The sequence below is a fragment of the Pseudomonas saudiphocaensis genome (genome assembly GCF_000756775.1).
GTDB classification, from domain to species: domain Bacteria; phylum Pseudomonadota; class Gammaproteobacteria; order Pseudomonadales; family Pseudomonadaceae; genus Stutzerimonas; species Stutzerimonas saudiphocaensis.
This window is the reverse complement of the sequence record NZ_CCSF01000001.1, coordinates 2,820,686-2,843,936: the sequence shown is the minus strand read 5'-3', so window position 1 is coordinate 2,843,936 and position 23,251 is coordinate 2,820,686. Positions and strand designations below refer to the sequence as shown.

Annotated in this window: 26 protein-coding genes; 9 read left to right on the top strand and 17 right to left on the bottom strand. The window is 62.9% G+C overall.

The features are described from left to right. Positions 1–21: 21 nt before the first annotated feature. The 15 genes from BN1079_RS13175 to BN1079_RS13105 all read right to left on the bottom strand — a co-directional run bounded on the left by BN1079_RS13175 (position 22) and on the right by BN1079_RS13105 (position 12,641). On the bottom strand, positions 22–756 hold the full coding sequence (locus BN1079_RS13175) for a FliA/WhiG family RNA polymerase sigma factor (RefSeq protein WP_037025113.1): 735 nt from the start codon (positions 754–756) through the stop codon (positions 22–24). An 11-nt stretch (positions 757–767) separates the two neighbouring features. Continuing rightward, positions 768–1,226: a flagellar basal body-associated FliL family protein gene (locus BN1079_RS13170; protein ID WP_037025111.1), complete on the bottom strand. Its 459-nt coding sequence runs from the start codon at positions 1,224–1,226 to the stop codon at positions 768–770. Positions 1,227–1,262: 36 nt separating this feature from the next. Further along, positions 1,263–2,339, bottom strand: a complete 1,077-nt coding sequence (locus BN1079_RS17155) for a flagellar hook-length control protein FliK (RefSeq protein ID WP_052114483.1) — start codon at positions 2,337–2,339, stop codon at positions 1,263–1,265. 86 nt (positions 2,340–2,425) lie between these two features. Continuing rightward, positions 2,426–2,749, bottom strand: coding sequence for a hypothetical protein (locus BN1079_RS13160; protein ID WP_037025109.1), 324 nt, complete (start codon positions 2,747–2,749; stop codon positions 2,426–2,428). After that, positions 2,733–3,131 carry a flagellar export chaperone FliS gene (gene fliS, locus BN1079_RS13155; protein WP_037025107.1) on the bottom strand — a complete coding sequence of 133 codons (399 nt, stop codon included), beginning with the start codon at positions 3,129–3,131 and terminating at the stop codon, positions 2,733–2,735. Before fliS ends, BN1079_RS13160 begins: the two co-directional genes overlap by 17 nt. Continuing rightward, entirely contained in the window at positions 3,131–4,474 is a 1,344-nt protein-coding gene (gene fliD / locus BN1079_RS13150) for a flagellar filament capping protein FliD (protein ID WP_037025104.1), read from the bottom strand. The genes fliS and fliD overlap by 1 nt, the downstream gene beginning before the upstream one ends. A gap of 344 nt (positions 4,475–4,818) precedes the next feature. Further along, a complete protein-coding gene (gene flgN, locus BN1079_RS13145; RefSeq protein ID WP_037025101.1) occupies positions 4,819–5,259 on the bottom strand; it encodes a flagellar protein FlgN in 441 nt (146 codons plus the stop codon). Next, positions 5,256–5,531, bottom strand: coding sequence for a flagellar biosynthesis anti-sigma factor FlgM (flgM, locus tag BN1079_RS13140; RefSeq protein WP_037025099.1), 276 nt, complete (start codon positions 5,529–5,531; stop codon positions 5,256–5,258). Before flgM ends, flgN begins: the two co-directional genes overlap by 4 nt. A gap of 185 nt (positions 5,532–5,716) precedes the next feature. After that, complete coding sequence (locus BN1079_RS13135) at positions 5,717–6,142, bottom strand: flagellar FliJ family protein (protein WP_037025097.1); 426 nt, start codon at positions 6,140–6,142, stop codon at positions 5,717–5,719. After that, positions 6,139–7,470: a flagellar protein export ATPase FliI gene (fliI, locus tag BN1079_RS13130; protein ID WP_037025091.1), complete on the bottom strand. Its 1,332-nt coding sequence runs from the start codon at positions 7,468–7,470 to the stop codon at positions 6,139–6,141. The genes BN1079_RS13135 and fliI overlap by 4 nt, the downstream gene beginning before the upstream one ends. A 1-nt stretch (position 7,471) precedes the next feature. Then, positions 7,472–8,170 (bottom strand): flagellar assembly protein FliH, encoded by a 699-nt coding sequence (gene fliH, locus BN1079_RS13125; protein WP_037025084.1) that lies wholly within the window; start codon positions 8,168–8,170, stop codon positions 7,472–7,474. Positions 8,171–8,176: 6 nt separating this feature from the next. Further along, on the bottom strand, positions 8,177–9,238 hold the full coding sequence (locus BN1079_RS13120) for a FliG C-terminal domain-containing protein (RefSeq protein ID WP_037025078.1): 1,062 nt from the start codon (positions 9,236–9,238) through the stop codon (positions 8,177–8,179). Beyond that, on the bottom strand, positions 9,210–10,874 hold the full coding sequence (fliF, locus tag BN1079_RS13115) for a flagellar basal-body MS-ring/collar protein FliF (RefSeq protein ID WP_037025075.1): 1,665 nt from the start codon (positions 10,872–10,874) through the stop codon (positions 9,210–9,212). The genes BN1079_RS13120 and fliF overlap by 29 nt, the downstream gene beginning before the upstream one ends. A 20-nt stretch (positions 10,875–10,894) precedes the next feature. Continuing rightward, entirely contained in the window at positions 10,895–11,215 is a 321-nt protein-coding gene (locus BN1079_RS13110) for a flagellar hook-basal body complex protein FliE (RefSeq protein WP_037025073.1), read from the bottom strand. A gap of 19 nt (positions 11,216–11,234) precedes the next feature. After that, a complete protein-coding gene (locus BN1079_RS13105) occupies positions 11,235–12,641 on the bottom strand; it encodes a sigma-54 dependent transcriptional regulator (RefSeq protein ID WP_037025070.1) in 1,407 nt (468 codons plus the stop codon). Positions 12,642–13,055: 414 nt separating this feature from the next. On the opposite strand from BN1079_RS13105, the gene BN1079_RS13100 reads away from it, so the two are divergent. The 7 genes from BN1079_RS13100 to flhA all read left to right on the top strand — a co-directional run bounded on the left by BN1079_RS13100 (position 13,056) and on the right by flhA (position 19,958). After that, the gene (locus BN1079_RS13100) at positions 13,056–13,895 is read left to right on the top strand and encodes a FliM/FliN family flagellar motor switch protein (RefSeq protein ID WP_037025066.1); all 840 of its coding nucleotides are present in this window, start codon (positions 13,056–13,058) and stop codon (positions 13,893–13,895) included. After that, positions 13,892–14,260, top strand: a complete 369-nt coding sequence (gene fliN, locus BN1079_RS13095; RefSeq protein ID WP_037025059.1) for a flagellar motor switch protein FliN — start codon at positions 13,892–13,894, stop codon at positions 14,258–14,260. The genes BN1079_RS13100 and fliN overlap by 4 nt, the downstream gene beginning before the upstream one ends. Beyond that, positions 14,257–15,012: a flagellar type III secretion system pore protein FliP gene (gene fliP, locus BN1079_RS13090; protein ID WP_037025054.1), complete on the top strand. Its 756-nt coding sequence runs from the start codon at positions 14,257–14,259 to the stop codon at positions 15,010–15,012. Before fliN ends, fliP begins: the two co-directional genes overlap by 4 nt. A 647-nt stretch (positions 15,013–15,659) precedes the next feature. Then, on the top strand, positions 15,660–15,932 hold the full coding sequence (locus tag BN1079_RS13080; protein ID WP_037025044.1) for a flagellar biosynthetic protein FliQ: 273 nt from the start codon (positions 15,660–15,662) through the stop codon (positions 15,930–15,932). 21 nt (positions 15,933–15,953) lie between these two features. Further along, a complete protein-coding gene (gene fliR / locus BN1079_RS13075) occupies positions 15,954–16,733 on the top strand; it encodes a flagellar biosynthetic protein FliR (protein WP_037026953.1) in 780 nt (259 codons plus the stop codon). After that, positions 16,726–17,865: a flagellar type III secretion system protein FlhB gene (gene flhB, locus BN1079_RS13070; protein WP_037025042.1), complete on the top strand. Its 1,140-nt coding sequence runs from the start codon at positions 16,726–16,728 to the stop codon at positions 17,863–17,865. The genes fliR and flhB overlap by 8 nt, the downstream gene beginning before the upstream one ends. Next, a complete protein-coding gene (flhA, locus tag BN1079_RS13065; protein ID WP_037025041.1) occupies positions 17,862–19,958 on the top strand; it encodes a flagellar biosynthesis protein FlhA in 2,097 nt (698 codons plus the stop codon). Before flhB ends, flhA begins: the two co-directional genes overlap by 4 nt. A gap of 49 nt (positions 19,959–20,007) precedes the next feature. On the opposite strand, the gene BN1079_RS13060 is transcribed toward flhA, so the two are convergent. Then, positions 20,008–20,340 carry a PilZ domain-containing protein gene (locus tag BN1079_RS13060; protein ID WP_037025040.1) on the bottom strand — a complete coding sequence of 111 codons (333 nt, stop codon included), beginning with the start codon at positions 20,338–20,340 and terminating at the stop codon, positions 20,008–20,010. A 123-nt stretch (positions 20,341–20,463) separates the two neighbouring features. Further along, entirely contained in the window at positions 20,464–20,667 is a 204-nt protein-coding gene (locus BN1079_RS13055; protein ID WP_037026951.1) for a hypothetical protein, read from the bottom strand. A 162-nt stretch (positions 20,668–20,829) separates the two neighbouring features. Between BN1079_RS13055 and BN1079_RS13050 the strand changes: the two genes are divergently transcribed. Both BN1079_RS13050 and BN1079_RS13045 read left to right on the top strand, forming a co-directional pair. Continuing rightward, entirely contained in the window at positions 20,830–22,242 is a 1,413-nt protein-coding gene (locus tag BN1079_RS13050) for an iron-containing redox enzyme family protein (RefSeq protein WP_037025039.1), read from the top strand. Between the two features lie 24 nt (positions 22,243–22,266). After that, complete coding sequence (locus BN1079_RS13045; protein ID WP_037025037.1) at positions 22,267–23,214, top strand: methyltransferase; 948 nt, start codon at positions 22,267–22,269, stop codon at positions 23,212–23,214. Positions 23,215–23,251: the final 37 nt, after the last annotated feature.

The following is a 23,251-nucleotide window of genomic DNA, read 5'->3' as shown; positions in this document are numbered from 1 at the left end:
GACGTTACTGACTTCTCGGGGTTAAGGGTTCGTAGACCCTAGAAAGCGACAGGCCTTGCCGATCGCCTGCTTGCTCAATTGACAGACCCTGGCATCGCTGACTTCCAGCACCAGGGCGATTTCCTTCAGGCTCAGCTCATGCTGGTAATACAGCGTCAGCACCAGGCGCTCGCGCTCATCCAGCCGGGCCAGCGCCTGCTCCAGCAGACGCTCCTTTATCAGCCGCTCCTCGAACAGCTCGGCGGTATCCGGGAAATGCTCATGGCCGCTCTGCAACAGCTCGTCGAGGCTTTCAATGGCCTCCGAGGAGTCCGCCAGGAGAAAATCCTGATAGTCCTTTTCAGAGAGGCCGGCGTACGCCTTGATCTCGTCGTCGCTGGGCTCCTGACCGAGCTGTCGCGTGAGTTCGCGGATCGCGTCGCGGACCTTGTGCGCCTGCTGCCGAACCTGCCGCGGGCGCCAGTCCTGGCGGCGCAGCTCATCGAGAATCGCCCCACGGATACGCAGCGCGGCGAACTTGCCGAACTGTTCGTCCGGCTCACCGTAGCGGCGCAATCCTTCAAGCAGCCCCATCAGCCCGATCTGCTCCATATCCTCGCGGTCGAGCACCTGGTTGGCCTGCAACGACAGTTGCCGGACGATGCGCTTGACCAGCGGCAGGTACTGCATCATCCAGCGCTGCTCAAGCGCCGGCGCGAATACCGTAGGCGCCGCTGGCGTGGAGCCGTAGTAGTCGATGGGGCAAGGAGCACTCATGGCGCAGCCGTTTACTGCACGAGCAGCTTGTTGACCAGCACATGCTCGAAGGGCACGGCGGCGTTCTTGCTGGCAAAGTCTTCGAACAGCACAAGCTCCAGACGCTGTTGCAACTCGGCGATCTGCATGCCGCGCAGCTCCTCGAACGGCAGCGCCGACAGGTAGGCCACCACCGAGTTGCGCACGATGGGTTCTGCCTGCTCGAACTGCTTGGGTTTGTCGGAGGCCTGCGCCTGCAGCGCAAGATCAAGCACGAAGTAGTGCTCACGACCGTCACCACGCACGCTGACGATGATCTTCTCCACCGGGAAGAACTCGTACTGCAGAGGCTTGGCCGGACGCGCCTGCTGACCGTCGCCGGCCACGGCTCCAGCCTCGGGCTTGACCAGCCAGTAGGTCGCCCCGACGCCACCGGCGACGGTGACGACGTTGAGCAGCAGCATCAGAAGTACGAGACGGGAGGTCGACATAACACACTCACAATTGGCTAATTAGGTTGATACCGGTCAAACCGTGATCAGGACATCCCGGGCGCGCTCGGCGGCGCGGCTGTCCTGCTGTTCCTGTTCCAGGGTTCGGGCTGCCAGCGGCAGCTCTTCGGCGGCCAGCGCAGCACGCTGGCGCTGTTGCCCTTGCTGGCCGCCGCTGTCGGCGCCCACCTGCACGTTGACCTGGACGAAATGCTGGCTGACCAGCTCCTGGCGCAAGCGGTCACTGGTCTGCTGCAGCAGGCGCGCCACATCGGCGTTTACTGCAGTCAGCTGGACGTTGAGCCGCCCCGATTCATGGCTTAGCAGGATCTCCAAACTGCCCAGCTCCGGCGGGTCCAGGCGGATGGTGGCGCTCTGGATCTTCTGCTGCAGCTGCATGCCTACGTTTTCCCGTAGGGCGTGGAGCATCTGCTCGCCCCATCTGGCTTCCGGTGCCTGCAGTTTCAGCGCACGCTCGAGGGCCTGGGGTTGCGTTGTCTGCAGCCGCTCGGCAGCCGTCAGCGGCCCCTCAGGCGTTTCAACAGCGGCCAACAGTGACTCGGCAGACAGCGAGGCCTGGGTGTCCAGCGCCAGGGGCCCTTGCGGCGTCAGGCCGAGCGACTGCGCCTGAACCGGGCCGTACTGCATGTGGGCGGGTGCGCGCGTCAGCTCGCCCGAGTTCGCGCTCGGCACGGGGCCGGCCTCAGCGGCTCTGGCTTGCCATTGCGCATCGAGCAAGGCCTCTTGCGATTCCGTCTGCCGGGTTGCCGGGTTTGCCCCGGACAGAGGCGGCAGCGGGTTCGACGGCCAGCCAGCACGCTCGCCCATCTCATCGACCTCGGTGGCCGATACCGGCTGAAGCATCACCGACAGGGTGTCGCCCTGCGCCGCATCGCGCGCCTCGATCTCGGCCAGTTGCTGTTCGATGATTTCCAGCAGACCCAGCTCGTCGAGCTCCCCTGCTTCGCCGGTTACCGGCTGCGCACCAGGCAGTGCGGCTGCGTCTGGCAGCACCTCCGGCGACAGCTGTATCGGCTGGCCGTTGAGCTGCACTGCGCTGTCGTCGGCAGCCGACTGCATGCGCTCGCCGAAACCGGGCCCGGCATTGCTCATCTGCGCTCCGGAAACGGAACGGGCGACAGCGGGTGGTGCAGACTCAGCACCCGCAGCGGCGCCACGTATGGATGTAGGCAGCTGGATCATCGCAGGTCTCCGACTTGGAACATGTCGATCCGCTGGTAGGCGGCGCGCCCTTCGGCGTATTCGAGGTGATTCAGCAGCAGCAGGCGCAGGCGTTCGCATTCGTCCGCGCAGGCTTGCAGCCCCTGGCCATGCAACTGCTTCAACAGCTGCTTGGCGGCGAGCGTCGACTCGTCGAGTGCACCGCGCTGCGCCAGGGCCTCGAGGCACTGGCGTACGGAGGCGTCCACCGTGGCGACCGCCGTCCAGTCATTGTTCTGCAAGGCCTGCTGCAGCTGCGCGTGCAGCTCCAGCAGGCGCTCACGGTCACTTACGGGCGGCACTGACGCCCTCCCAGCCTTCACGCAGCACGCCGAGCAGGTTGACCACTTCATCCAGGCCTTCCAGCGACAGCGATACGCTGACGTCGGAAAGGCGGTAGATGCAGTATTCGTAGAGACGCGCCAAACCCTGCACCACCTCACCACCGTTCTCGTCGTCGAGCGCGCCGTTGAGGCCGTTGAGGATATTCATGCACTTCTCGAGGGACTGGCCCTTCTGCTGATAGCGCTTGTGCTCGATATGGCCGCGGGCGCGGGCCAGCTCGTCGAGCAGCCCGTCCATCAGCACCAGCACCAGTTCGTAAGGCGAAGCGGAGGCGGCGCGGGCTTCAAGGTCTACCGAGCGATAGCTGTCGTAACTTTCGTTGGGGTGATAGCTGTTCATTAGAACAATCCGTTAGCTTGAGCTTGCGACGTGTTTGGCATCGAGAACATTCCGCTGGTCTGCTCCATGCTCTGCATGGTCTGCATCATGGTGGTGAACTGCTTCAGGTAGCGGGCGTAGTGGGTGTCGTACTGCTGCTGGAGATTTTCGAACTGCTCGTCGATACGGCGCAGGCTCATGTCCAGCGTGTCCATGCGGTTTTTCAGCATGCCGTTGGTGCTGCTGGTGTAGCTGGCGACGGTCTTGTCGATGCTGTCGAGCAGGTTGTCCTTGCCGGTAAACAGCGCCTCGAAGCCCTCGGGATTGGCAGCCACCGCAGCCTCGAAGCGCTTGGTATCAATGGTCAGCTTGCCGTTGCGATCGGCGCTGATGCCGAAGTTGATCAGGCTAGTGCCGCCGAAGTCGGTACGCAGCAGGCCGTTCAGGCGGCTCTCGATGGAGCGGATGCTGGAGTCGCCGGCCAGGGTGCCGCGCTTGCCGCTTTCACCGCCGCTGGCGGTCAGGGAGTCGAAGCTGCCCATCAGGGTGTTGAAGGCGTCAACGAAGGATTGCGCTTTGCCCTGGGTGCCGGCTTTATCCTGTGCGATGTCGATGGTCAGCGGCGTGTCGCCTGTGCCATGCGCCTTGGTGAAGGTCATGCTGACGCCGTCGACGACATTGGCGAAGGTATTGCTTGTGCTGGTCAGCTTGATTCCGTTCGCATCGCGTCCGAGGTAAACCTCCGCGTCCGCCGCGCTGGACAGGCGTACCGGAGTTGCAACGGCAGCTTCGACGGCCGCATTACCCGCGGCGCTCAGGCTGATGGCTTTGTTAGCGCCAGTTTCTTCGCTGGTCAGCACCAGATTGACAGAGCCCTCACTGCGCACCAGCGTGGCCTGGACGCCCTTGTTATCAGCAGCGCTATTGATCGCCTTGGCAAGATCGTCGAGCGTGGTGATGCCCGTCATCTTAACTTCGAACGAAGCGCCGCCCTGCCCGATGGTCAAGGTGCCGGCGCCAGTCAGACTTTCATCCTTCAGGCCTTGCAGCGCCAACTGATCCTTGCTGGCCAGCTGCTTGACGAAGAAATCGTAACTACCCGCCTGCGCCGAGGTGCCTACCGTAGCGGTGGCATAACCTTCCTGGCTCATCGTTGCGCTGTTGGTCAGCATGCTGGTGGTGCTGCTGTTGAGCTTGGTGATGGCCGACTTGAATGTGGTCAACGAGCTGCGCAGCGAGCCGAGCGCGTCGCGCTGGGCCTTGTAGTTGGATTCGTTGCGGTTGAGCCGGTCCAGCGAAGATTGAACTTCGTAGGTCGCCAGCTGCGTCGACATCTGTTGTGCGTAATTCGAATCTATTGCCATTACCGTCCCCTCTTGGTGCTCATGGAGCAATTTGGATGCCAGGTCGCCGAAGCCCGTATTACGGGCGTTTCAGCGGACGGCATACAGAAAAAAGACTTCCGCAACGCGACATGACCGGGAAACGGGGAAACACCGTTTCCGCCTGCGACGATGGCGGAACTACGCTCTATAAAGGCGACAGCAGGCAGGTGCCGGTTAAGGATGCGAAGGAAGGATTGGTTCGCTGTGGCGCAATAAGCCGTTGCTGACCCATTCGATGGATGCGGCTCTGCTGGTCAGGAGGCGGGACTCCGCCTGAAAGGAATCACCACGGGCGACCCCAGCCGCCCAGACGAACGCCCTGCTCAATAAGCTTGCGGGGAATAGAGCTGAGCGTCCTGGCTGCCAGCGAGCAGCTGTTGCAGGATTTCATGGTGCATGGCGAGCAGCTTGCCGTTGCGCTCGTTCAGCTGTTGGCACTCAGCGGCCAGCTCGCCGACCTGCTGCCAATGCCGACGCAGGGACTCGCCGCGTTCGCCCGAGCTCCCAGCCAGCAGGCGCTGCATGCCGGCCGCAGTGGTTTCCTGGCCGAAGGCGGCCAGCACCTTGCTGCGCCGCGCCGCACGCGCGCTCAGCGCTTCGATACGGCTGCCGATCAGTACATTGGTACGGTCGATCTCGGGCACATCGTGCTTCAGCAGATGGCCGTACATCTCTTGCATCAACTCGCGCAGGCTCAGGTAGTCACTGCAGTCCTGCTGCAGATCGTCATCGACCACGGCGAGCAGTTTTTCCCGCTGGCTCACGCATCGTTTCCACGGTGATAGCTGAGCATGCTGCTTGCCAGCTCGCCTACGTCAGTGCTGATCTCACCGCGCTGCAGGGCTTGCTTGATCGCCGCAACGCGGTCCAGATCGACCTCCGGCATGGCGCGCAGGGCATCGTGCATCTGCTCCAGTGGCAGGGCTTCCTGGCGAGCGACTGCCGGTTGAGCAGTCGGGCGTGCAGCAGGCTGGCGAGCGGAGGACAGCTCGCTGGGCGTAACGGAGGCGGGCTTGAAGTGCCGGCTGATTTCCATGATTTCGTTCCAACTCGGTGGTTACTGCTGATAAGCGACCGCTCGGGCGGATTATTTAAATCTTTTTTCAAAGTGAGCGACAGGCGGGCCGTTTTGTCGCGATACGTGCCGGCTTAGGGGTGAGGGGCAAGGCTGAGCCGACTTAAAATCATACTCGCCACACTCCCTCGGCCCACTTGCCCCACCTAAGCAATCCGATTGCGCCACCAGCTCTGCGCCGCCAGGCCATCCTGAAGCTTCTGCTCCTGCGCCATCAGCTGTTGCTGCCACTGCTGCATCTTGGCGTCGATCACGTGCTCGACCACCTTTTCACTGCGCATCGCCTGCAACAGTTCCTGCTGGATACGCGCCAGTGCCTGCTCGGCCACCGCCAGTTCGCGGCGCTGCAGTTCCACCATCTTGTAGAGCGTGCTCTTGTAGCGCTGCTGGTTGTCGCGCTGCAGCGGCGTGTTAGCCGGTACGGAAAATCCGCACAGGCGGCCCAGACCGGTGATGTTGTTGCGGTAACGCTGGCAGAGGTTCTGCTGATACTGAACCTGCCCAAGCATCTGCTTGACCCGGTTGCCGCGCAGGCTGGCCAGGCGCGTGAGCGTTTCGATCTGCTGTTTCATGGCGTTTTAAGAATGTTCTGCAGGATGGTCAGGCTGGTTTCCAGCTCCGCCGCCTCGCCCACTTCCTGGCGCAGAAAGCGCTCGATGGTCGGGGCGAGTTTCACCGCTCGGTCGGTCTTGGGGTCCGCGCCGGGGCTGTAGCCGCCCAGCGGGATAAGCTCCTTGATCTTCTCGTAGGTGCTGTAGAAATCCTTCAGCTGACGCGCCGCGCCCAGGTGCGGCGGCTGGCCGACCTGGCTCATGCAGCGGCTGACCGAGGCGCAGACGTCGATAGCTGGGTAATGGCCGGCGTCGGCCAGGCGCCGCGACAACACGATATGGCCGTCGAGAATCGCCCGCGCGCAATCGACGATGGGGTCCTGCTGGTCGTCACCCTCGGCCAGCACGGTATAGAGCGCACTGAGGCTGCCGTTGTCGTTGGCGCCATTGCCAGCGCTTTCCACCAGTTCCGGCAGCATGCCGAACACGGAGGGCGGATAGCCCTTGGTCGCCGGCGGCTCGCCCAGCGCCAGAGCGATTTCGCGCTGAGCCATGGCGTAGCGGGTCAGCGAGTCCACCAGCAGCAGCACATCGTTGCCCTGGTCGCGAAAATAGGCGGCGATGCTGTGGCACAGCTCGGTGGCCTTGAGCCGCATCAGCGGCGATTCGTTGGCCGGTGCCACCACCACCACGGCCTTCTTCAGGCCCTCCTCACCGAGGGAGTGCAACAGGAATTCCTGCACTTCGCGGCCACGTTCGCCGATCAGGCCGACCACCACCACATCGGCCTTGGTCTGCCGGGTGATCATCCCCAGCAGCACGCTCTTGCCGACGCCGGAGCCGGCGAACAGGCCGACCCGCTGGCCCTTGCCCAGGGTCAGGGTGGCATTGATCGCGCGCACGCCAACGTCCAGCGGCTCGCTGACCGGCTTGCGCTTGAGCGGATGCACCGATGGCAGCTCGGCCGGCAACGGATCGCGCCCGCTGAGTTTGCCCAGATCGTCCAGCGGCTCGCCGAGACCGTTGAGCACACGCCCCAGCCAGGATTCGTCGATATGCAGTTTGGCGTCGTCGGGGGCCGGAAATACGCGGGAGCCTGCGGTCAGGCCCACCGGCTTCTTGAAGGGCATCAGATAGGTGATGTCGCGGTTGAAACCCACCACCTGGGCTTCCAGCATGCTGCCGTCGCCCTGCTCCACATAGCAGCGCTGGCCGGTCATGCGCTGCAGGCCAAGGCTCTCCAGCAGCATGCCGGAGACCCGCACCAGCCGGCCGCTGACCTTGGCCAGCTGCACGGTATCGAGCGAGCGCAGCGCTTCGTCGAGGCGGAAGCTTTCACGCAGGGACATCTCAGGCTTCTGCCTTGATGTGCTCGGCCAGCGTGTCCATGCAGGAATCCAGGCGCTGCTGGCAGCCGATATCGGCTTCGGCCTGAGCGGTCACCACCCGGCACTCGCCCAGGGCCAGCTTTTCGTCGGGCACCAGGCGCCAGGCAGCCGCACGCTCGGGTGCCAGCTCCCTGATACGGGCACATTCCTCAGGGTTGAGCAGGATGCGCACGTCTTCCTGATCATCCGGCATGGCCGCCAGCGCCTCTTCGGCGAGGGTCAGCAACTGCGTCGGATGCAGCGTCAGCTCACAGCGGATCACCTGCTTGGAGACCTTCTGCACCAGCTCCAGAAGCTGCTCCCGCCGGGCCTGCTCGAAATCCTGACGGAACCGCTCGAAGCGTTCGACCAGCTGGTCCAGCGGCTGCGCAGCCTGTTCGAACGCCTTCAGGCCCTGGACACGCCCCTCTTCGCGGCCGATGGCCTTGCCGTCTTCGATGCCGCGCTCGAAGCCTTCGCGATGGCCGGCTTCACGGCCCTGCTCCAGGCCCTGTTCGTAGCCCTTGTCGATGCCTTCCTGAAAGCCCTCGGCAACAGCACGCTGCAGCGCAGCCGGATCGCCGGCCAGCACCTCGTCGCCTTGCGCCGCCGGCCGGACCCGCGGCGGAAAACGGTACGGGCGCCAGGAACGGCCTTCACCCTTGATGATCTTGATGCTCATCGGCGCTTACTCGACCGTCTGTTCGCGGAACAACTGAACCTGCAGGTCGCCGTCGGCAGACATTTCACGGACCACGGCCATGATGTCCTTGCGCACCTGCTCGACCCGCGACAGCGGCACCGGCCCCTGGCGTCGGTTGATCGACTCCATCTGCTGCGCCTGACGCTTGGGCATCGCACTCTGGATGGCGCGCACCAGCTCCGGCTCGGCACCCTTGAGCGCCACCACCCATTCTTCCAGCGGAATCACTTCCAGCAGGGTCTGCAGCACGTCCTGGTTCTGCCGCGAAAGGATGAAGAAGTCATACATTTCATCCTCGATCTTGGTCACCAGCTCCTCGTTGTGCGCGCGCAGCAGCTCGAACATCTGGTCACGGTTGCCCTTGAAGCGGTTCATGATGTCCGCCGCCTGCTTCACGCCGCGCACCTGCGAGCCCTGGCTCGAGAGCACCTTGAGGCTGCGGTCGATCAGCTGTTCCAGTTCGGCGATCACATCGCTGTTGACCTCATTGAGGTTGGCGATGCGGTAGAGCAATTCATCCTGACGTTCGACCGGCATGCATTCGAGCACGTCGGTGGCCATGCCCGGCGGCAGGAAGGCGAGGAACACCGCCTGCATCTGCGCGTGCTCCTTGGCGATCAGCGCGGCGAACTGCTTGGGATCGAGCCATTCCATCTTGGCCATCTTGGCGCGGATTTCCTCGCCGTAGATGGAATCCAGCAGCGAGCGGGTGATATCGCCGCCCAGCGCCTTGCCGAGCATGCCGGCCAGATAGGTGCGTGACGCGCCCTTGATGCTGCTCTGCTCTTTGTAGTCGTCAAAGAAGCGGCTGATCACGTCGGAAACCATCGGCTGCTTGACGTTGGACAGACGCGCCATGGCCTGGCTGATGCTGATAATTTCTTCGCGGGAGAAGTTGCGCAGTATGCCCGCGGAAATTTCATCGCCCATGCTCAGCATGAGGATTGCCGCCTGTTCCAGCGAGCTCACCGAGCGCAACTGCGACGGGCGCGCCTTGGCTGCCTTGCCGGTAGTCGGCTCAGCTGGCTGAGTTGAGGTCTCTTTCATTGCGGCCTATCCAATGCTTGATGACTTCCGAAACGCGCTCCGGGTCGTTCTTGGCGAGCATTTGCAAATGCTCGATCTGCAATTCCAGGCCCGAGCCCGGGGCCGGCAGGCGTATTTCCGAGAGCGGATTAAGCTCGCCGAAGATATGCACGCCATCGGCGCTGGCCCGCGGCGCGGCCAATGCCGCACGGGCCTCGGCTTCGATACGGGCCGGTGCCAGTGCACCTTGCGCCGCCAGCGCCTCGGGCTCCGCCGGCTCGTCGCGCTGGGTCAGATTGCGCACGGCAGGACGGACCACGATCAGCAGCAACAGCAGTGCAATCACCCCGGCGAGGATCAGCTTGGCCAGCGCATGTACCTGGCTGTCGCTCCACCAGGGCAGCTGGTCGGCGCTGGCGTCCACCGCGGCAAAGGGCAGCACGCTAAGCGTCAGCAGATCACCCCGTGCCTCCTTCAGGCCCACGGCGCTGCTCACCATGGCTTCCAGCTCGGCACGAGCCTCGGCGCTCCAGCCACCTTCGGGCGCGGCATCGGCGTTCAGCACCACTGCCACGCTCTGCTGGCGCAGGGCGAAGCCGGCGTGCTTCACATGGACCACGCTCTGGTCGTAGTCCAGCTGGCGAGTCGATTCCTCGCGGATGGAGGTGGCGCCCTTGTTCTCGGTGTCCTCCGGCTGCGCTTCACCCTCGGCCGGCGGCGCCACCGGGCGGTTGGCCAGCGAACCGGGAATACCCAGGGCCAGCTGATCCAGCGCGCTTTCGTTGCTCAGCACTTCGCGGCGCAGACGCGGCGTGTCACCGAACGACTGGAAGGTTTCTTCCTTCTGGCTGAAGTCGATGTCGGCCGCGACGCTGATGCGGTAATTGCCGCGGCCCAGCACCGGTGCCAGCACTTCTTCGATATTGGCCACGGCCTTGCTCTGGTAGTCCTCGACGGCCTGCCAGTTCTGCGCCGGACCACCGCCGACATTCAGGCCACGCGAGAGCAACGCGCCGTACTGATCGACCACGCCGACATCTTCGGGCTTGAGGTTGGGCACGCTGCCGGAAACCAGATTGACGATGGCGGCGACCTGCTCGGTCGCCAGCCGGTAACCCGGTTCCAGCTGCAGCATCACCGACGCCTTGCTCGGTGAGCGCTTGCTGATCACGAAGGAGCTGTTCTCCTCCTGCGCCAGATGCACCCGCGCGTGCTGCACGCCCTTGAGCGACATCACGGTGCGCGCCAGTTCGCCTTCCAGGCTGCGCTTTAAGCGCACGTCCTGGACGAACTGGCTGGTGCCCAGGGGCTCTTCCTTGTCGAACAGCTCGTAGCCGGCCGGCAGCGCCACTTTCACGCCCTTGGCGGCAAGCAGCATGCGGGTTTTCGATAGCTGGCTCTCTTCCACCAGGATCTGGCCACTCTGCGGATGAACGCGGTAGCGAACGCCCTCAGCGTCGAGCACCTGCATCACTTCGGCGGCAGGGAAGGCCTCACCCGCACCGTGCAAGGGGCGATAGGACGCGCCGTCGCGCCAGAGATAGAAGACCACGGCCACGGCCAGCGCGGCAGCGATCACCGCCATGCCGGCGAGGGTCACCCGCGGGTCGAGTTGAAGGCCACCGGCGGGCAGCTTGCTTTTTAGTTTCTGCAGCACGTTTTAGCTCTCACGCCGGATCAAAGCGGCATTCTCATGACGTCGTCGAACGCCGTGGTCAGTTTGTTGCGCACCTGCAGCAGCGCGGAAAACGACACGCTGGCTTTCTGGCTGTCGAGCATCGCGCCGACCAGGTCATCGCTCTTGCCGCTGTCGACTGCAGCCATGGAGGCACTGGCCTGATGCTGCTGGGCGTCCACCGAGCGCATGGCGGCCATGAACAAGCCTCCGGCGTCGGGCGCTGCCTGGCGCGCCGGCTGGATCGCCGGGCTCCCGGCGACCTCCGCGAGCTGCTGCATCCGGCCCAGCATGTCCTGCTGCACCTGCGTGATTGAACTCATTGGTGGTTTCCTTCGATGTTCAGAAATTCAGCTCGATGCCCTGCTCGCGCATGGCATTGAGGCGGTAGCGCAACGCGCGCGAGGTCATGCCCAGGCTGGCGGCAGCCTTGGTCTTGTGCCCGTCGAACTTGCGAATGGTGTCGATCACATGCTGGTACTCGGCCCACTTGCCGCTGGCGCGCAAGGCGGCCTTGCCACCTTCAGCCAGCAGCGCTGCGGGCTTCTCCTGCGGCTGTTCGGCCATCGGCGCGACGGCCAGCCCGAGATCCTGAGGCTGGATAAACAGCCCGTTACGCATCACCAGGGCACGCTGTACGGTGTTTTCCAGCTCGCGGGCGTTGCCCGGCCAATCGTGTTGCAACAGCGCGCGGCAGGCTTCGGCGGTGAGCAGATCCTGGTCTGCGTCCTGCGGTGCGTACTTGGCGATAAAGCGCCGGGCCAGAGGCAACACGTCTTCCTTGCGCTCGCGCAGCGGGATGATGTGCAGCGGCAGCACGTCGAGGCGGAACATCAGGTCGGAGCGGAAGCGCCCTTCGGCCACTTCCAGCTGCAGGTCGCGGTTGGTGGCGGCGATGATGCGAACGTTGAGCCTGATCTCCCTGCGCCCGCCGAGGCGCTCGACGCGCTGCTCCTGCAGCACGCGCAGCAGCTTGGCCTGCAGTGCCAGGGGCAGTTCGCCGATTTCGTCGAGCAGCAAGGTGCCGCCATTGGCCAGCTCGAACTTGCCCGGCTGCGCCGTAACCGCTCCGGTGAAGGCGCCCTTTTCATGGCCGAACAGGATCGACTCAAGCATCTGCTCGGGAATCGCCGCGCAGTTCACCGCAATAAAAGGCGCATCGGCGTCGGCCGAAAAGCGATGGATGTAGCGAGCCATCAGCTCCTTGCCGGTGCCCGTTTCGCCGGTGATCAGAATTGGTGCGCGGGTCAGCGATACACGCTGGGCCATCGCCAGCAGGCGGCGACCGCCCTGGGAGCAGGAGACGAAACTTTCCTGCGCGGCATTGGCATATTCCTGGCGACGCAACAGGGCGCTGAGCTGGCTCTCGCTGAACGGCGACAAGAGATAGTCGACGCATCCCAGCTCAAGCAGGGTCGCGGCCTTTTCCTGGTCCGCGTACTGCACCACCGGGATTACGGTAATGGTGCTTGCACGTCGTATCAGTGCGCCAACCTGTTTATATAGGTCCTGATCTGGAATACCGGCAATCAATACAAAGACCAGCGCCGCATCTTTCAGCGCAGTCTTATCCAGCTCATCGAAGCCTGCATAAGCGAAGACATCACAACCTTCTTTACGCAGGCCGGCGCGAAGAAGTTCGCCGCAGGCTTCGGCCTTGTTCCCGACCATGAGAATTTTCTTTGGCGCCGGCATCTGAGCGAATCGCTCTTCGTATGAATAGTCCATCGCATTTGTGAAACTGTTCATGTGACCACCTTGCCGTCGACGCTCCCTGCTCTTGGCGAAAGCGCCACGCCGGATTTCGCAAAAATAATTTAATTTCTCGGGAACTTCCGTCGCTCTGCCTGTCTAACTGGCCGGAACTCTACGAGCCACAAGGACTGCCTACCCGAAAACTGCGCGCACGCTACCAACCCCGTCTCAGAACTGCCCAATCAGTTCCTCTTAAAATAAATCAGTAACTTTCAGAGGGTCTCAAAAGAGATCATTTGATATCTCTTGATTTAATGTCCGCTCGCGCCCATGCCTAGACTGGCGGCACGCTAGAGCCGTGCCTGCGTCTTCGCAGTCGTCATATCGCCCTGGCCAAACTGAATTCCGCTTTTATTCAGCGCCTCGGGTTTTTCCGGACGCGCAAGAACCAGGACACTCCGTTCAAACATGTCTGGCAATTCAAAAGTCCACCATGGCGTGCCTGCCAAAAGCCTGACTGTTCTGAAGCCGCAGAAACTTGGGCGCCATCACCACAAGATTCCTCAGTTCATTAAGGAAACTACCAACAAGAATCCGCGCTTGATGGCGGATTACTTTTTGCGCAACTACCGAATCAGCCTGGAACTGTGCAAGGTCGAGGTACAGGAAGCGACCAACAAGACGCCCGACTGTATATACCGCTCGCCCATGGGCAAAGTTGGTTTCTCCATTGACCGCGCGCTGCTTACCGAAGCACTCGAGTGCTATTACGGTGGCACCATAGTGCCCAGTCAGGACACTCCGCCAATAAGCACGTCCGAACAGCGGATGCGTAATCGCCTGGGTCTGGACCTGACTTATATATTCGCTCGCGCACTGTTGGCCGGTGACACCTTTGGCGAGCTGGAGCGCTACGAAAACGATTACGAAGAGACCAGCTGGGAATACGTGGCCGAGTTCGAATACATCAGCCACCTCACTGAAAGCCGCTCTTCGATCTTCATCCATCTGGATACCGAACTGGTCGATGAGCTCACCAGCCATCTGGCCGGGCCGCCGCCCGAGCGCCTGAACGGCAACCCGCTCGACCATATCAAGCACCTGCCGGTGCGCCTGGATTGCGTGGTCGCCTCGGTGCAGTTGCCGCTGTCGCAAGTGCTCGGCCTGCAGCTCAATGACATTCTCATGGTGCGCCCACTGGACCGCTACGAGGTGCGCATCAACCAGCAGAAGCTCTTCCGGGGCACAGTCTTCGAAGAAGACGGCGCCCTGTTCCTCACTTCACTTGAAAGCGTGCAATCCCAATGACCGGCCAACTGTCCGACAACGAATTCGAGAACCTTATCAATGAAGGCGAGCTGAGCCTGGAGGCCGAGCAGCCAGCCGCAGAGCCCGTGCCGCAGCTACCTTCGCCCCGCCAGGACATGAGCTTCTTCGGCAAGATCCCGGTGAACGTCACCCTGGAAGTGGCCTCGGCGGAAATCTCGCTGAAAGAGCTGATGGAGTGCGACACCAGCAGCGTCATCGTGCTCGATAAACTGGCCGGCGAGCCGCTGGACGTTAAAGTCAACGGCACCCACTTCGGCAAGGCCGAAGTGGTGGTGATGAATGGCAATTACGGCCTGCGCATCGTTGAACTGTCGGGCACCAGCCTGGACGCGCTGACTCAATGAAACTGAGTCGCGGCCTGGCGCTGCTGTGCCTGTTGCTGGCCAGTCTGTTCCCCCTGATGACCCAGGCCGCGGGCGGCGAGATCACCCTGTTCAATTTGAACGATACCGAGAACGGCCAGGAATTCAGCGTCAAGCTGCAGATCCTGATCCTGATGACATTGCTCGGCTTCCTGCCGGCGATGTTGATGATGATGACCTGCTTCACCCGCTTCATCATCGTCCTGGCCATCCTGCGCCAGGCCATCGGCCTGCAGCAGAGCCCGCCGAATCAGGTGCTGATCGGCATCGCGCTGATCATCACGCTGCTGGTGATGCGCCCGGTGTGGCAGGAGATTCACGACACCGCGTTCGAACCCTTCCAGAACGACGAAATCAGCCTGGAACAGGCGTTGGACCTCAGCAAAACCAGCCTCTCGGGCTTCATGCTGGCGCAGACCAACAAGACCTCGCTGGAAACCATGGTGGCCCTGGCCGGCGAGGAAATCCCGGAGAAACTGGAAGAGCTGGACTTCTCCCTGCTGCTGCCGGCGTTCGTCCTTAGCGAGCTGAAGACGGCCTTCCAGCTGGGCTTCATGATCTTCGTTCCCTTCCTGGTGATCGACCTGGTGGTGGCCAGCGTGCTGATGGCGATGGGCATGATGATGCTGTCGCCGATGATGATTTCGCTGCCCTTCAAGCTGATGGTGTTTGTCCTGGTGGATGGCTGGGTGCTGTTGATGGGCACGCTGACTACCAGTATTCAGCCGTTTTAGGTGGCGGGGATGGAAGCGATAGCCATGCGCCCCACCTGTAGGAGCGAGCTTGCTCGCGAAGCTTTGCTGGCACGGCCTTCAGATTGCACTTTTACCGGCGCGTCACCTGTTTCCGTTTACGTAGGGTGGAAAACTGCGAAGCATTTTCCACCGCAGTCAACGCGGCCATCGAACCTTGCTCGGCAAGATCGGTGGGTAAGCTTCGCGTTACCCACCCTACGTCTTATCCACACAAATGCTTTGCTGCACGGCCCCGCAGACGCCACCAAACCGCCCCTTTCAGAATGCCGAACGGAGTCCGTGTGGAGGGGAGCGAGCGGCATGGATGCCGCGAGAGGCGTAAAGGGCCATGGATGGCCCTTGTACGCCGCCCCCCGGAACGCGGATGGAGTGAGGGAAGTCGAGCGCAGCGAGACCCGGATGCAGGGGCAAGACTTTTTGGTTCATTTGGGCGGGGCCGGCCATCCGGCGACTGCCAAAAGGGACTCGCCCAGCAGGGCGAAACCAATGCTTCAGCCAATCCCGATAACGAGCCATAACCACGAAGCCCGAAGCCGAAAAGCTTCGCGAGCAAGCTCGCTCCTACGACAGCAGAAGCACGCCGTGACGTTCAGCGGCGGGCACGCACTCACCTGCCAGGTGCCCCAATGCTAACCCCCGACGCCGCCGTCCATTTCATCTCCAACGCCATCCACGTCATCGTCCTGGTGGTCTGCGTGCTGGTGGTGCCGAGCCTGCTCGGCGGCCTGCTGATCAGCATTTTCCAGGCCGCCACCCAGATCAACGAACAGATGCTCAGCTTCCTCCCGCGTCTGCTGATCACCCTGGGCATGCTGATGTTCGCCGGGCACTGGATCCTGCGCACCCTGAGCGATCTGTTCATCGAAACCTTCCGCCAGGCCGGGCGGATGGTTGGCTGAGCCATGGGCAACGAACCCATCATGCAGGCCGGTCAGTACCTGCAATCGCTGCTCGCCTACTGGTGGCCCTTCTGCCGGATCATGGCCGTGTTCGCCCTGGCGCCGCTGTTCAGCCACAAGTCATTCAGCGTGCGTGTGCGGGTACTGTTGGCCATGGCGCTGACGGTGGTGCTAACCGCCTCTCTGCCGGCCGCGCCGGTGCTCGATCCGCTGTCGCTCAAGGGCATTCTCACCACCATCGAGCAGATCGCCATGGGTCTGTTGCTGGGCGTGGCGCTATCCCTGGTGTTCACCGCGTTCGCGCTGATCGGCGATATCGTCTCGACCCAGCTGGGCCTGGCCATGGCGGTGTTCAACGACCCCATGAACGGCGTGTCCTCGTCGTCCATCGTCTATCAGGTGTACTTCATCCTGCTGGCGCTGCTGTTCTTCGCCACCGACGGCCATCTGGTGACGGTCACCATCCTCTACCAGAGCTTCGTCTACTGGCCGATCGGCAGCGGCATCCATTTCGATGGTCTGCAGACCATCGCCTGGTCGCTGAGCTGGGTGATTTCCGCCGCGCTGCTGATCGCCCTGCCCATCGTCTTCTGCATGACCCTGGTGCAGTTCTGCTTTGGCCTGCTCAACCGCATTTCACCGGCGATGAACCTGTTCTCCCTGGGCTTTCCCATGGCGATCATCGCCGGCCTGACGCTGATCTACCTGACCCTGCCGAACCTTTCGGAAGCCTATCTGCACCTGACCCGCGAGCTGCTGGGCAACATCGGCGAAATCCTGCGGAGCGGCCGCGATGTCTGAGCAGAACAGCAGTCAGGACAAAACAGAAGAAGCCTCCGAACAGAAGCTCAAGAAGAGCCGTGACGATGGCCAGGTCACCCGCTCCAAGGACGTCGCCACCACGGTCTCGCTGCTGGCGACGCTGCTGGTGCTCAAGTTCACCATCGGCTGGTTCTTCGACGGCATCCAGCAGTCGTTCAGCTACTCGTACATCAACTTTCACCAAACCGAGATGGGCCTCGACGATCTGAAGCTGATCCTGACCCACAACCTGGTGGTGTTCATCAGCGTGCTGCTGCCATTGCTGATCACCTCGGTGTGCGTGGTCGCCTTCGCCCTGGTGCCGGGCGGCTGGGTGTTCGCCTCGAAGAACTTTGCGCCGAAGCTGAGCAAGCTCAACCCGATCACCGGCCTCGGGCGGATGGTCGGCGCGCAGAACTGGACCGAGCTGCTCAAGTCGCTGCTGAAGATCGCCGCGCTGCTGGGCGTGGCCGTCGGCCAGCTGTACTACGCCGCACCGCAACTGATCGCGCTGCAGCGCACCGACATCACCAACGCCATCGGCAGCGCCTTCTCGCTGACCTTCAACCTGGCCATCACGCTGCTGTTGGTGTTCGTGCTGTTCTCGCTGATCGATATCCCGCTGCAGCGCTTCTTCTTCCTGAAAAAAATGCGCATGACCAAGCAGGAGCGCAAGGAAGAGCACAAGAACCAGGAAGGCCGCCCCGAGGTGAAGGCGCGCATCAAGCAGCTGCAGCGCCAGTTGTCCCAGCGCCAGATCAGCCGAGTGATCAAGGATGCCGACGTGGTGATCGTCAACCCGACGCACTACGCGGTGGCCCTGAAATACGATCCGAAGAAGGCCGAGACGCCTTTCGTCATCGCCCGCGGCGTTGATGAAACCGCCCTGTACATGCGCAAGCTGGCCCAGGCCAAGGGGCTGGAGGTGGTCGAGCTGCCACCACTGGCCCGCGCCATCTACTTCAGCACCCAGGTCAACCAGCAGATTCCCGCACCACTCTACACCGCGGTGGCCCACGTGCTGACCTACGTCCTGCAGCTCAAGGCCTGGAGGCAGGGCCGCCGCGCCCAGCCCAGGCTGCCGAGCGATATCCACATTCCCGAAGAACTGTTCAACCGAGCCCGAGCATGAACCTGATTCAGAAACTGACGCCCACCTTCAGCAGCGGGCGGATAGGGATTCCGCTGGTCATTCTGTCGATCCTGGCAATGATCATCCTGCCGCTGCCACCGCAGCTGCTGGACGTGCTGTTCACCTTCAATATCTCCATGGCGATCCTGGTACTGCTGGTCAGCGTGTCGGCACGCAGGCCGCTGGACTTCTCGCTGTTCCCCACAGTGATCCTGATCACCACGCTGCTGCGTCTATGCCTGAACGTGGCGTCGACGCGGGTGGTGCTGCTGGAGGGTCATACCGGTACGGGCGCCGCGGGCAAGGTGATCGAAGCCTTCGGCGAGGTGGTGATCGGCGGCAACTTTATTGTCGGTCTGGTGGTGTTCGTGATCCTGATGATCGTCAACTTCATCGTCATCACCAAGGGCGGCGAGCGCATCTCGGAAGTCACCGCGCGCTTCACCCTGGACGCCCTGCCGGGCAAGCAGATGGCCATCGACGCCGACCTCAACGCCGGCCTGTTGACCAACGAAGAAGCCAAGAACCGGCGCCAGGAAGTGGCCAAGGAAGCCGATTTCTACGGCGCCATGGACGGTGCATCGAAGTTCGTTCGAGGCGATGCCATCGCCGGCATCCTGATCCTGCTGATCAACCTGTTCGGCGGTTTCGCCATCGGTGTGTTCGTCCATGACCTGGGTGCGGCCGAATCCTTCAAGCAGTACGCCCTGCTCACCATCGGCGACGGCCTGGTGGCACAGATTCCGGCGCTGCTGCTGGCTACCGCAGCGGCGATCATCATCACCCGGAACAACGAATCCAGCGACATCACCAGCCAGGTTCAGCGGCAGATGCTGGCCAAGCCGTCTTCGCTGTACACCGTGGCCGGCATCCTTTTCGTTATCGGCCTGGTACCGGGCATGCCGCACCTGGCCTTTATCGGCTTCGCCGCACTGATGGGCTTTATCGGCTGGCGAGTCTCGCTGCACGAGCCGCCCGCGGACGGCGCAGACCTCAAGGAAATCCAGGCCATCGGCCAGGCCATGGACAAGGAGCGCGCGCAGAGCCTGGCCTGGGAAGACATTCCGCTGGTCGAGCGCCTGTCGATCTCCCTGGGCTACAAGCTGGTCGGGCTGGTCAACGAAGCTTCCGGTGCGCCGCTGCCGGCGCGGGTACGTGGAGTGCGTCAGACCTTGTCCGAACACCTGGGCTTTCTGCTGCCGGAGGTGCAGATCCGCGACAGCCTGCGGTTGAAGCCTTCGCAGTACGACATCTACATCAACGGCGAGAAGATCGACGGCGCCGAGTTGCACGCCGACCGCCTGATGGCCATCCCTTCGCCAGAGCTGTATGGCGAGATCGACGGCATTCTCGGCACCGATCCGGCCTATCGCATGCAGGTGGTTTGGATCCAGCCGCAGGACAAGTCGCGCGCGCTGAACCTGGGTTACCAGGTCATCGATTGCGCCAGCGTGGTCGCCACGCACCTGAACAAGGTGGTGCGCGAGCATCTGCCGGACCTGTTCAAGCACGATGACGTCGAGCATCTGATGCAGCGCCTGACGGTGCAGGCACCGAAGCTGGCCGACAGCCTCAAGGGCGCGCTGACCTACACCCAGCAGATGCGCGTATACCGCCAGTTGCTGCAGGAAGAGGTACCGCTGCGAGATATCGAAACCATCGCCAGCACCCTGCTGGAATGCAGCGAGACCACCAAGGACCCGGTGCTGCTGGCCGCCGACGTGCGTTTCGCCCTGCGCCGCAGCATCGTCTCGATGATCGCCGGCGATCGTCGTGAGCTGGCGGTGTTCGTGCTGGAAAACGCGCTGGAAAATACGCTGCTTAACGCTCTGGCCATCGCCCAGCAGGCCGGTCAGGTCAGCCTGGACAACATCCCGGTGGAACCCAGCTTGCTCAACCAGCTGCAGAACAGCATGCCGGTGGTGAAGGAAAAGCTGCGCAAGGACGGCCACCCACCGATCCTCACCGTGATGCCGCAGTTGCGCCCGCTGCTGGCGCGCTACGCCCGGGTGTTCAGTCCGGGCCTGCACGTGCTGTCGCAGAACGAGATTCCCGACCGGGTCGGAGTCAACATCCTCGGCACTCTGGGCTAACGCAATTCGGCGCTGCGGGCCGAGCGCGATGTCCAGCTCGGGCTATGGCTCAGCGCCGTCTGGGCAGCAGTTGCGCGACCAGGTCGTTGAAGGCCTGGCTCGGCTGGTCCAGGGAAAAGCCGACTTCGTAGGTGTCACGTCGCCGGCCGCGGCGCACCCAGCGGCAGGTTACCTCTACCGGTACCTGGTAAAGAATGTCCCGGTGGTCGGGCACGTGCAGGCAAAGCGAGTAGCTGGTCCCTTCGTTCAGCGGCTGGCTGACGAGCAGCCCCAGGCCGCCGATCGACAGGTCCGTGACATGCCCAAGGGGCGTTTCGCTGCCGGCCTCGGTCACTTCGATTCGCCCCAGATTGCGGGACGTCAGGCGGCTGTGTTGGCGCATATCCGTACCTCTGGCTAGAGAAATGGCCGCCCACACGCAGAGCGCGGTTCCGCTCAGGCGCACGGGCAGAGTTCCCTGGTACAAGACGACCGGATTTCCCCATGGGTTAAGCCGATAAGCCCGCTATCGCTCGGGGGACTGCTTGCCGCGCTGGCGGTCCCGCTGCGCATCCTCCTCGCTGACTTCGTCGGCCATACCGGACGGCACGTTATAGGCCCCACCGGGCACATCGTGGCGGTCACCACCGGCAGCTTCGCCCTGGCTCGGGCCACGCCGACGTTCAGGACGCTCCTCGTGGGTTTCTTTGGCGGAATCTTGCTTGTTCATGCGGCCTCCCATTCAAGATGCGGGCACGGCGTGCCCCTCCTGTTTAGGAAGGCTGGCTTACGGAGAAGTTGCAGTGTCCATTCAGCGGGCCACCTGAACTTATCCGTACGACAGGCGGCCAATATCCGTACTGGGGCTTTCCCACTGCCGCGTGTACGAATTATGCAATTGACCAGAAGTCTTCCAGCCGACGTTCGACCTGTTTCGCTCATGGAGCCAACCGCGTCGAGGGATCTATATTTCACCCTGCTCGAAGAGCCGGACCGCGATGCCGCGCGTCGCAGCGCAGTGGAGTATCTGAGCAGCCAATTGGAGGCAGCTGCGGGCTTGCCCTGCGACCTTCCCGAAGATCCGGCTGGGCTCGGCGAGTGGCTGACCGGCCACACCGAGAAGATCGGCCTGCAGTACCAAGCCTATCTGGACAGCCGCCGTGCCGGTGCGCCGCGCCGCTACTTCTCCAGCAAGGCCCATGCGCTGCATTTTCTGCGCGGCGTGGCGCCGACCAAGCTGGTCGACGGCGCCTGGCTTTACGGGCTGCTGCAGCGCTGGGATGAACCGCGCTTTCAGGGCTTGATCCAGACCTATCTGGAGGAACTGGGCGAAGGCCTGCCGGAAAAGAATCACGTGGTGCTTTACCGCAAACTGCTGGCCAGCCAGGGTTGTGACGACTGGCAGAGCCTGGACGATGAGCACTTCGTGCAGGGCGCGATCCAGCTGGCCCTGGCCGAGGCTGCCGAGCAGTTTCTGCCCGAAGTCATTGGCTTCAACCTCGGTTACGAGCAACTGCCACTGCACCTGCTGATCACCTCCTACGAGCTGACCGAGCTGGGCATCGACCCCTACTATTTCACCCTCCACGTCACCGTCGATAACGCCGACAACGGGCACGCGAAGAAAGCCGTGCAGAGCCTTCTGGACGCCTGGCCCCAGGTGGGCGACAGCGCCGAGTTCTATCGCCGGGTCGCCAACGGTTATCGGCTCAACGAGCTGGGTGCCAGCACCCTGTCGGTAATCGGCGGTTTCGATATCGAGCAGGAAGTGCAGCGTGTTTTCGAAAAGAAGGCCGCCGTAGGGCAATTCGTGCATTCCGACTACTGCCGCTTCGAGGGCCGCACGGTAAACCAGTGGCTGGCCGCGCCGGAACTGATCGGCCAGTTCCTGGAAGTGATGCAGCAGCGCGGCTGGATCAAGCGCAACCAGGACCCGCAAGCCAGCCGTTTCTGGCAGTTGATCACCGGCGAGCAGGCACCGATGTTCGGCGTGTTCAGTGAGCATGAGCAGCAGCTGATCCATGACTGGATCGCGGGAGACTGGCTCGCCGAACAACAGACGACACGCGGCAAACCGAACCTGCGGCTCGCCCAGCGTCGGCAGACCGAGCAGGCACGCGAAAAACCGGCAGGTCCTGCGGACAACGACTTCGATCAGGAAGCGCGCCTGCTGCTACAGCAACTGGCGCAGCTTCCCAACCGCGCGGCACGCATGCGCCATTTGCTGCCATTGCTGTCACCAGCGCGGCATCACAGCAATGCCGGCCTGCACGCCACGCGGCTGTTCAACGGACTCTTCAACTGAAGGCGATCTACGCCAGGGAACTTCATGACCTCTGAACAGGCCCAGGACAAGGCACTGCTGCACTTGGCGCAGTCACTGCGCGAGCGCGGCTACCATTTCATCACCCCCACTCCGCTGACCCATGCCAGGGTCAACCAGCGGCCGGAAAATGCGCTGGCCGACAACCTGCAAGACGTGTTCGGCTGGAGCCGCCCCTTTCAGCGCGAGTTGCTGCCGCCATCGCTCTTCAGCCTGATGGAGCAAGCCGCGGTACTGGAAAGCTGCGGTTCACGCTGGCGCAGTCGGGTAAGGCTGTCGAGCCTGGATGGGCAGCTGTTCATTCACTCGGCCTTTCCCACGGAGGCAGCGGATGCGGTGTTCTTCGGCCCCGACACCTATCGCTTCGCCAGTGCCTTGCAGGCGCACCTGAACTGTCACCCAGGCACCATCACCCGCGCCGTGGATATCGGCTGCGGCTCAGGCGCCGGGGCGATACTCACGGCGCTGGCCAGGCCGCAAGCCGAGGTACTGGCAGTGGACATCAATCCTGCCGCCTTGCGCCTTACCCGCGTCAACGCCGCCCTGGCCGAAGCGGAAAACCTGCACGCCCAGCATAGCGACCTGCTCAAGAATGTACCGGGCGAATTCGATCTGATCCTGGCCAACCCACCGTACCTGATCGATCCGAGCGAACGTGCCTACCGTCATGGCGGCGGCCCATTGGGCGCCGGGCTGTCGCTGGCCATTCTGGAAAGCGCAATCACCCGCCTGGCCCCCTGCGGCAGCCTGCTGCTCTACACCGGCGTGGCGATGGTGAACAACCAGGACCCGTTCCGCCGCGAAGTCGAGCAGCGCTTGGAAGGCCGCGAACTGCAGTGGCGCTATCGGGAAGTGGACCCGGACGTGTTCGGCGAAGAGCTGCTTGAAGGCGCCTACACCCGCTGCGACCGCATCGCGGCTGTGGTGCTGGAAGTGACGCGGCTTGGGTGCTGACTTGCCTGCCGCGTGGATAAGCCTTCGGCGTTATCCA

What these genes read in the sequence shown, in the direction of transcription:
- BN1079_RS13175 (WP_037025113.1), bottom strand. Translation starts at nt 756, where the DNA reads ATGAGTGCTCCTTGCCCCATCGACTACTACGGCTCCACGCCAGCGGCG.
- BN1079_RS13170 (WP_037025111.1), bottom strand. Translation starts at nt 1,226, where the DNA reads ATGTCGACCTCCCGTCTCGTACTTCTGATGCTGCTGCTCAACGTCGTC.
- BN1079_RS17155 (WP_052114483.1), bottom strand. Translation starts at nt 2,339, where the DNA reads ATGAGCAATGCCGGGCCCGGTTTCGGCGAGCGCATGCAGTCGGCTGCC.
- fliS (WP_037025107.1), bottom strand. Translation starts at nt 3,131, where the DNA reads ATGAACAGCTATCACCCCAACGAAAGTTACGACAGCTATCGCTCGGTA.
- fliD (WP_037025104.1), bottom strand. Translation starts at nt 4,474, where the DNA reads ATGGCAATAGATTCGAATTACGCACAACAGATGTCGACGCAGCTGGCG.
- flgM (WP_037025099.1), bottom strand. Translation starts at nt 5,531, where the DNA reads ATGGAAATCAGCCGGCACTTCAAGCCCGCCTCCGTTACGCCCAGCGAG.
- BN1079_RS13135 (WP_037025097.1), bottom strand. Translation starts at nt 6,142, where the DNA reads ATGAAACAGCAGATCGAAACGCTCACGCGCCTGGCCAGCCTGCGCGGC.
- fliI (WP_037025091.1), bottom strand. Translation starts at nt 7,470, where the DNA reads ATGTCCCTGCGTGAAAGCTTCCGCCTCGACGAAGCGCTGCGCTCGCTC.
- fliH (WP_037025084.1), bottom strand. Translation starts at nt 8,170, where the DNA reads ATGAGCATCAAGATCATCAAGGGTGAAGGCCGTTCCTGGCGCCCGTAC.
- BN1079_RS13120 (WP_037025078.1), bottom strand. Translation starts at nt 9,238, where the DNA reads ATGAAAGAGACCTCAACTCAGCCAGCTGAGCCGACTACCGGCAAGGCA.
- BN1079_RS13110 (WP_037025073.1), bottom strand. Translation starts at nt 11,215, where the DNA reads ATGAGTTCAATCACGCAGGTGCAGCAGGACATGCTGGGCCGGATGCAG.
- BN1079_RS13105 (WP_037025070.1), bottom strand. Translation starts at nt 12,641, where the DNA reads ATGAACAGTTTCACAAATGCGATGGACTATTCATACGAAGAGCGATTC.
- BN1079_RS13100 (WP_037025066.1), top strand. Translation starts at nt 13,056, where the DNA reads ATGTCTGGCAATTCAAAAGTCCACCATGGCGTGCCTGCCAAAAGCCTG.
- fliN (WP_037025059.1), top strand. Translation starts at nt 13,892, where the DNA reads ATGACCGGCCAACTGTCCGACAACGAATTCGAGAACCTTATCAATGAA.
- fliP (WP_037025054.1), top strand. Translation starts at nt 14,257, where the DNA reads ATGAAACTGAGTCGCGGCCTGGCGCTGCTGTGCCTGTTGCTGGCCAGT.
- BN1079_RS13080 (WP_037025044.1), top strand. Translation starts at nt 15,660, where the DNA reads ATGCTAACCCCCGACGCCGCCGTCCATTTCATCTCCAACGCCATCCAC.
- fliR (WP_037026953.1), top strand. Translation starts at nt 15,954, where the DNA reads ATGCAGGCCGGTCAGTACCTGCAATCGCTGCTCGCCTACTGGTGGCCC.
- flhB (WP_037025042.1), top strand. Translation starts at nt 16,726, where the DNA reads ATGTCTGAGCAGAACAGCAGTCAGGACAAAACAGAAGAAGCCTCCGAA.
- flhA (WP_037025041.1), top strand. Translation starts at nt 17,862, where the DNA reads ATGAACCTGATTCAGAAACTGACGCCCACCTTCAGCAGCGGGCGGATA.
- BN1079_RS13060 (WP_037025040.1), bottom strand. Translation starts at nt 20,340, where the DNA reads ATGCGCCAACACAGCCGCCTGACGTCCCGCAATCTGGGGCGAATCGAA.
- BN1079_RS13055 (WP_037026951.1), bottom strand. Translation starts at nt 20,667, where the DNA reads ATGAACAAGCAAGATTCCGCCAAAGAAACCCACGAGGAGCGTCCTGAA.
- BN1079_RS13050 (WP_037025039.1), top strand. Translation starts at nt 20,830, where the DNA reads ATGCAATTGACCAGAAGTCTTCCAGCCGACGTTCGACCTGTTTCGCTC.
- BN1079_RS13045 (WP_037025037.1), top strand. Translation starts at nt 22,267, where the DNA reads ATGACCTCTGAACAGGCCCAGGACAAGGCACTGCTGCACTTGGCGCAG.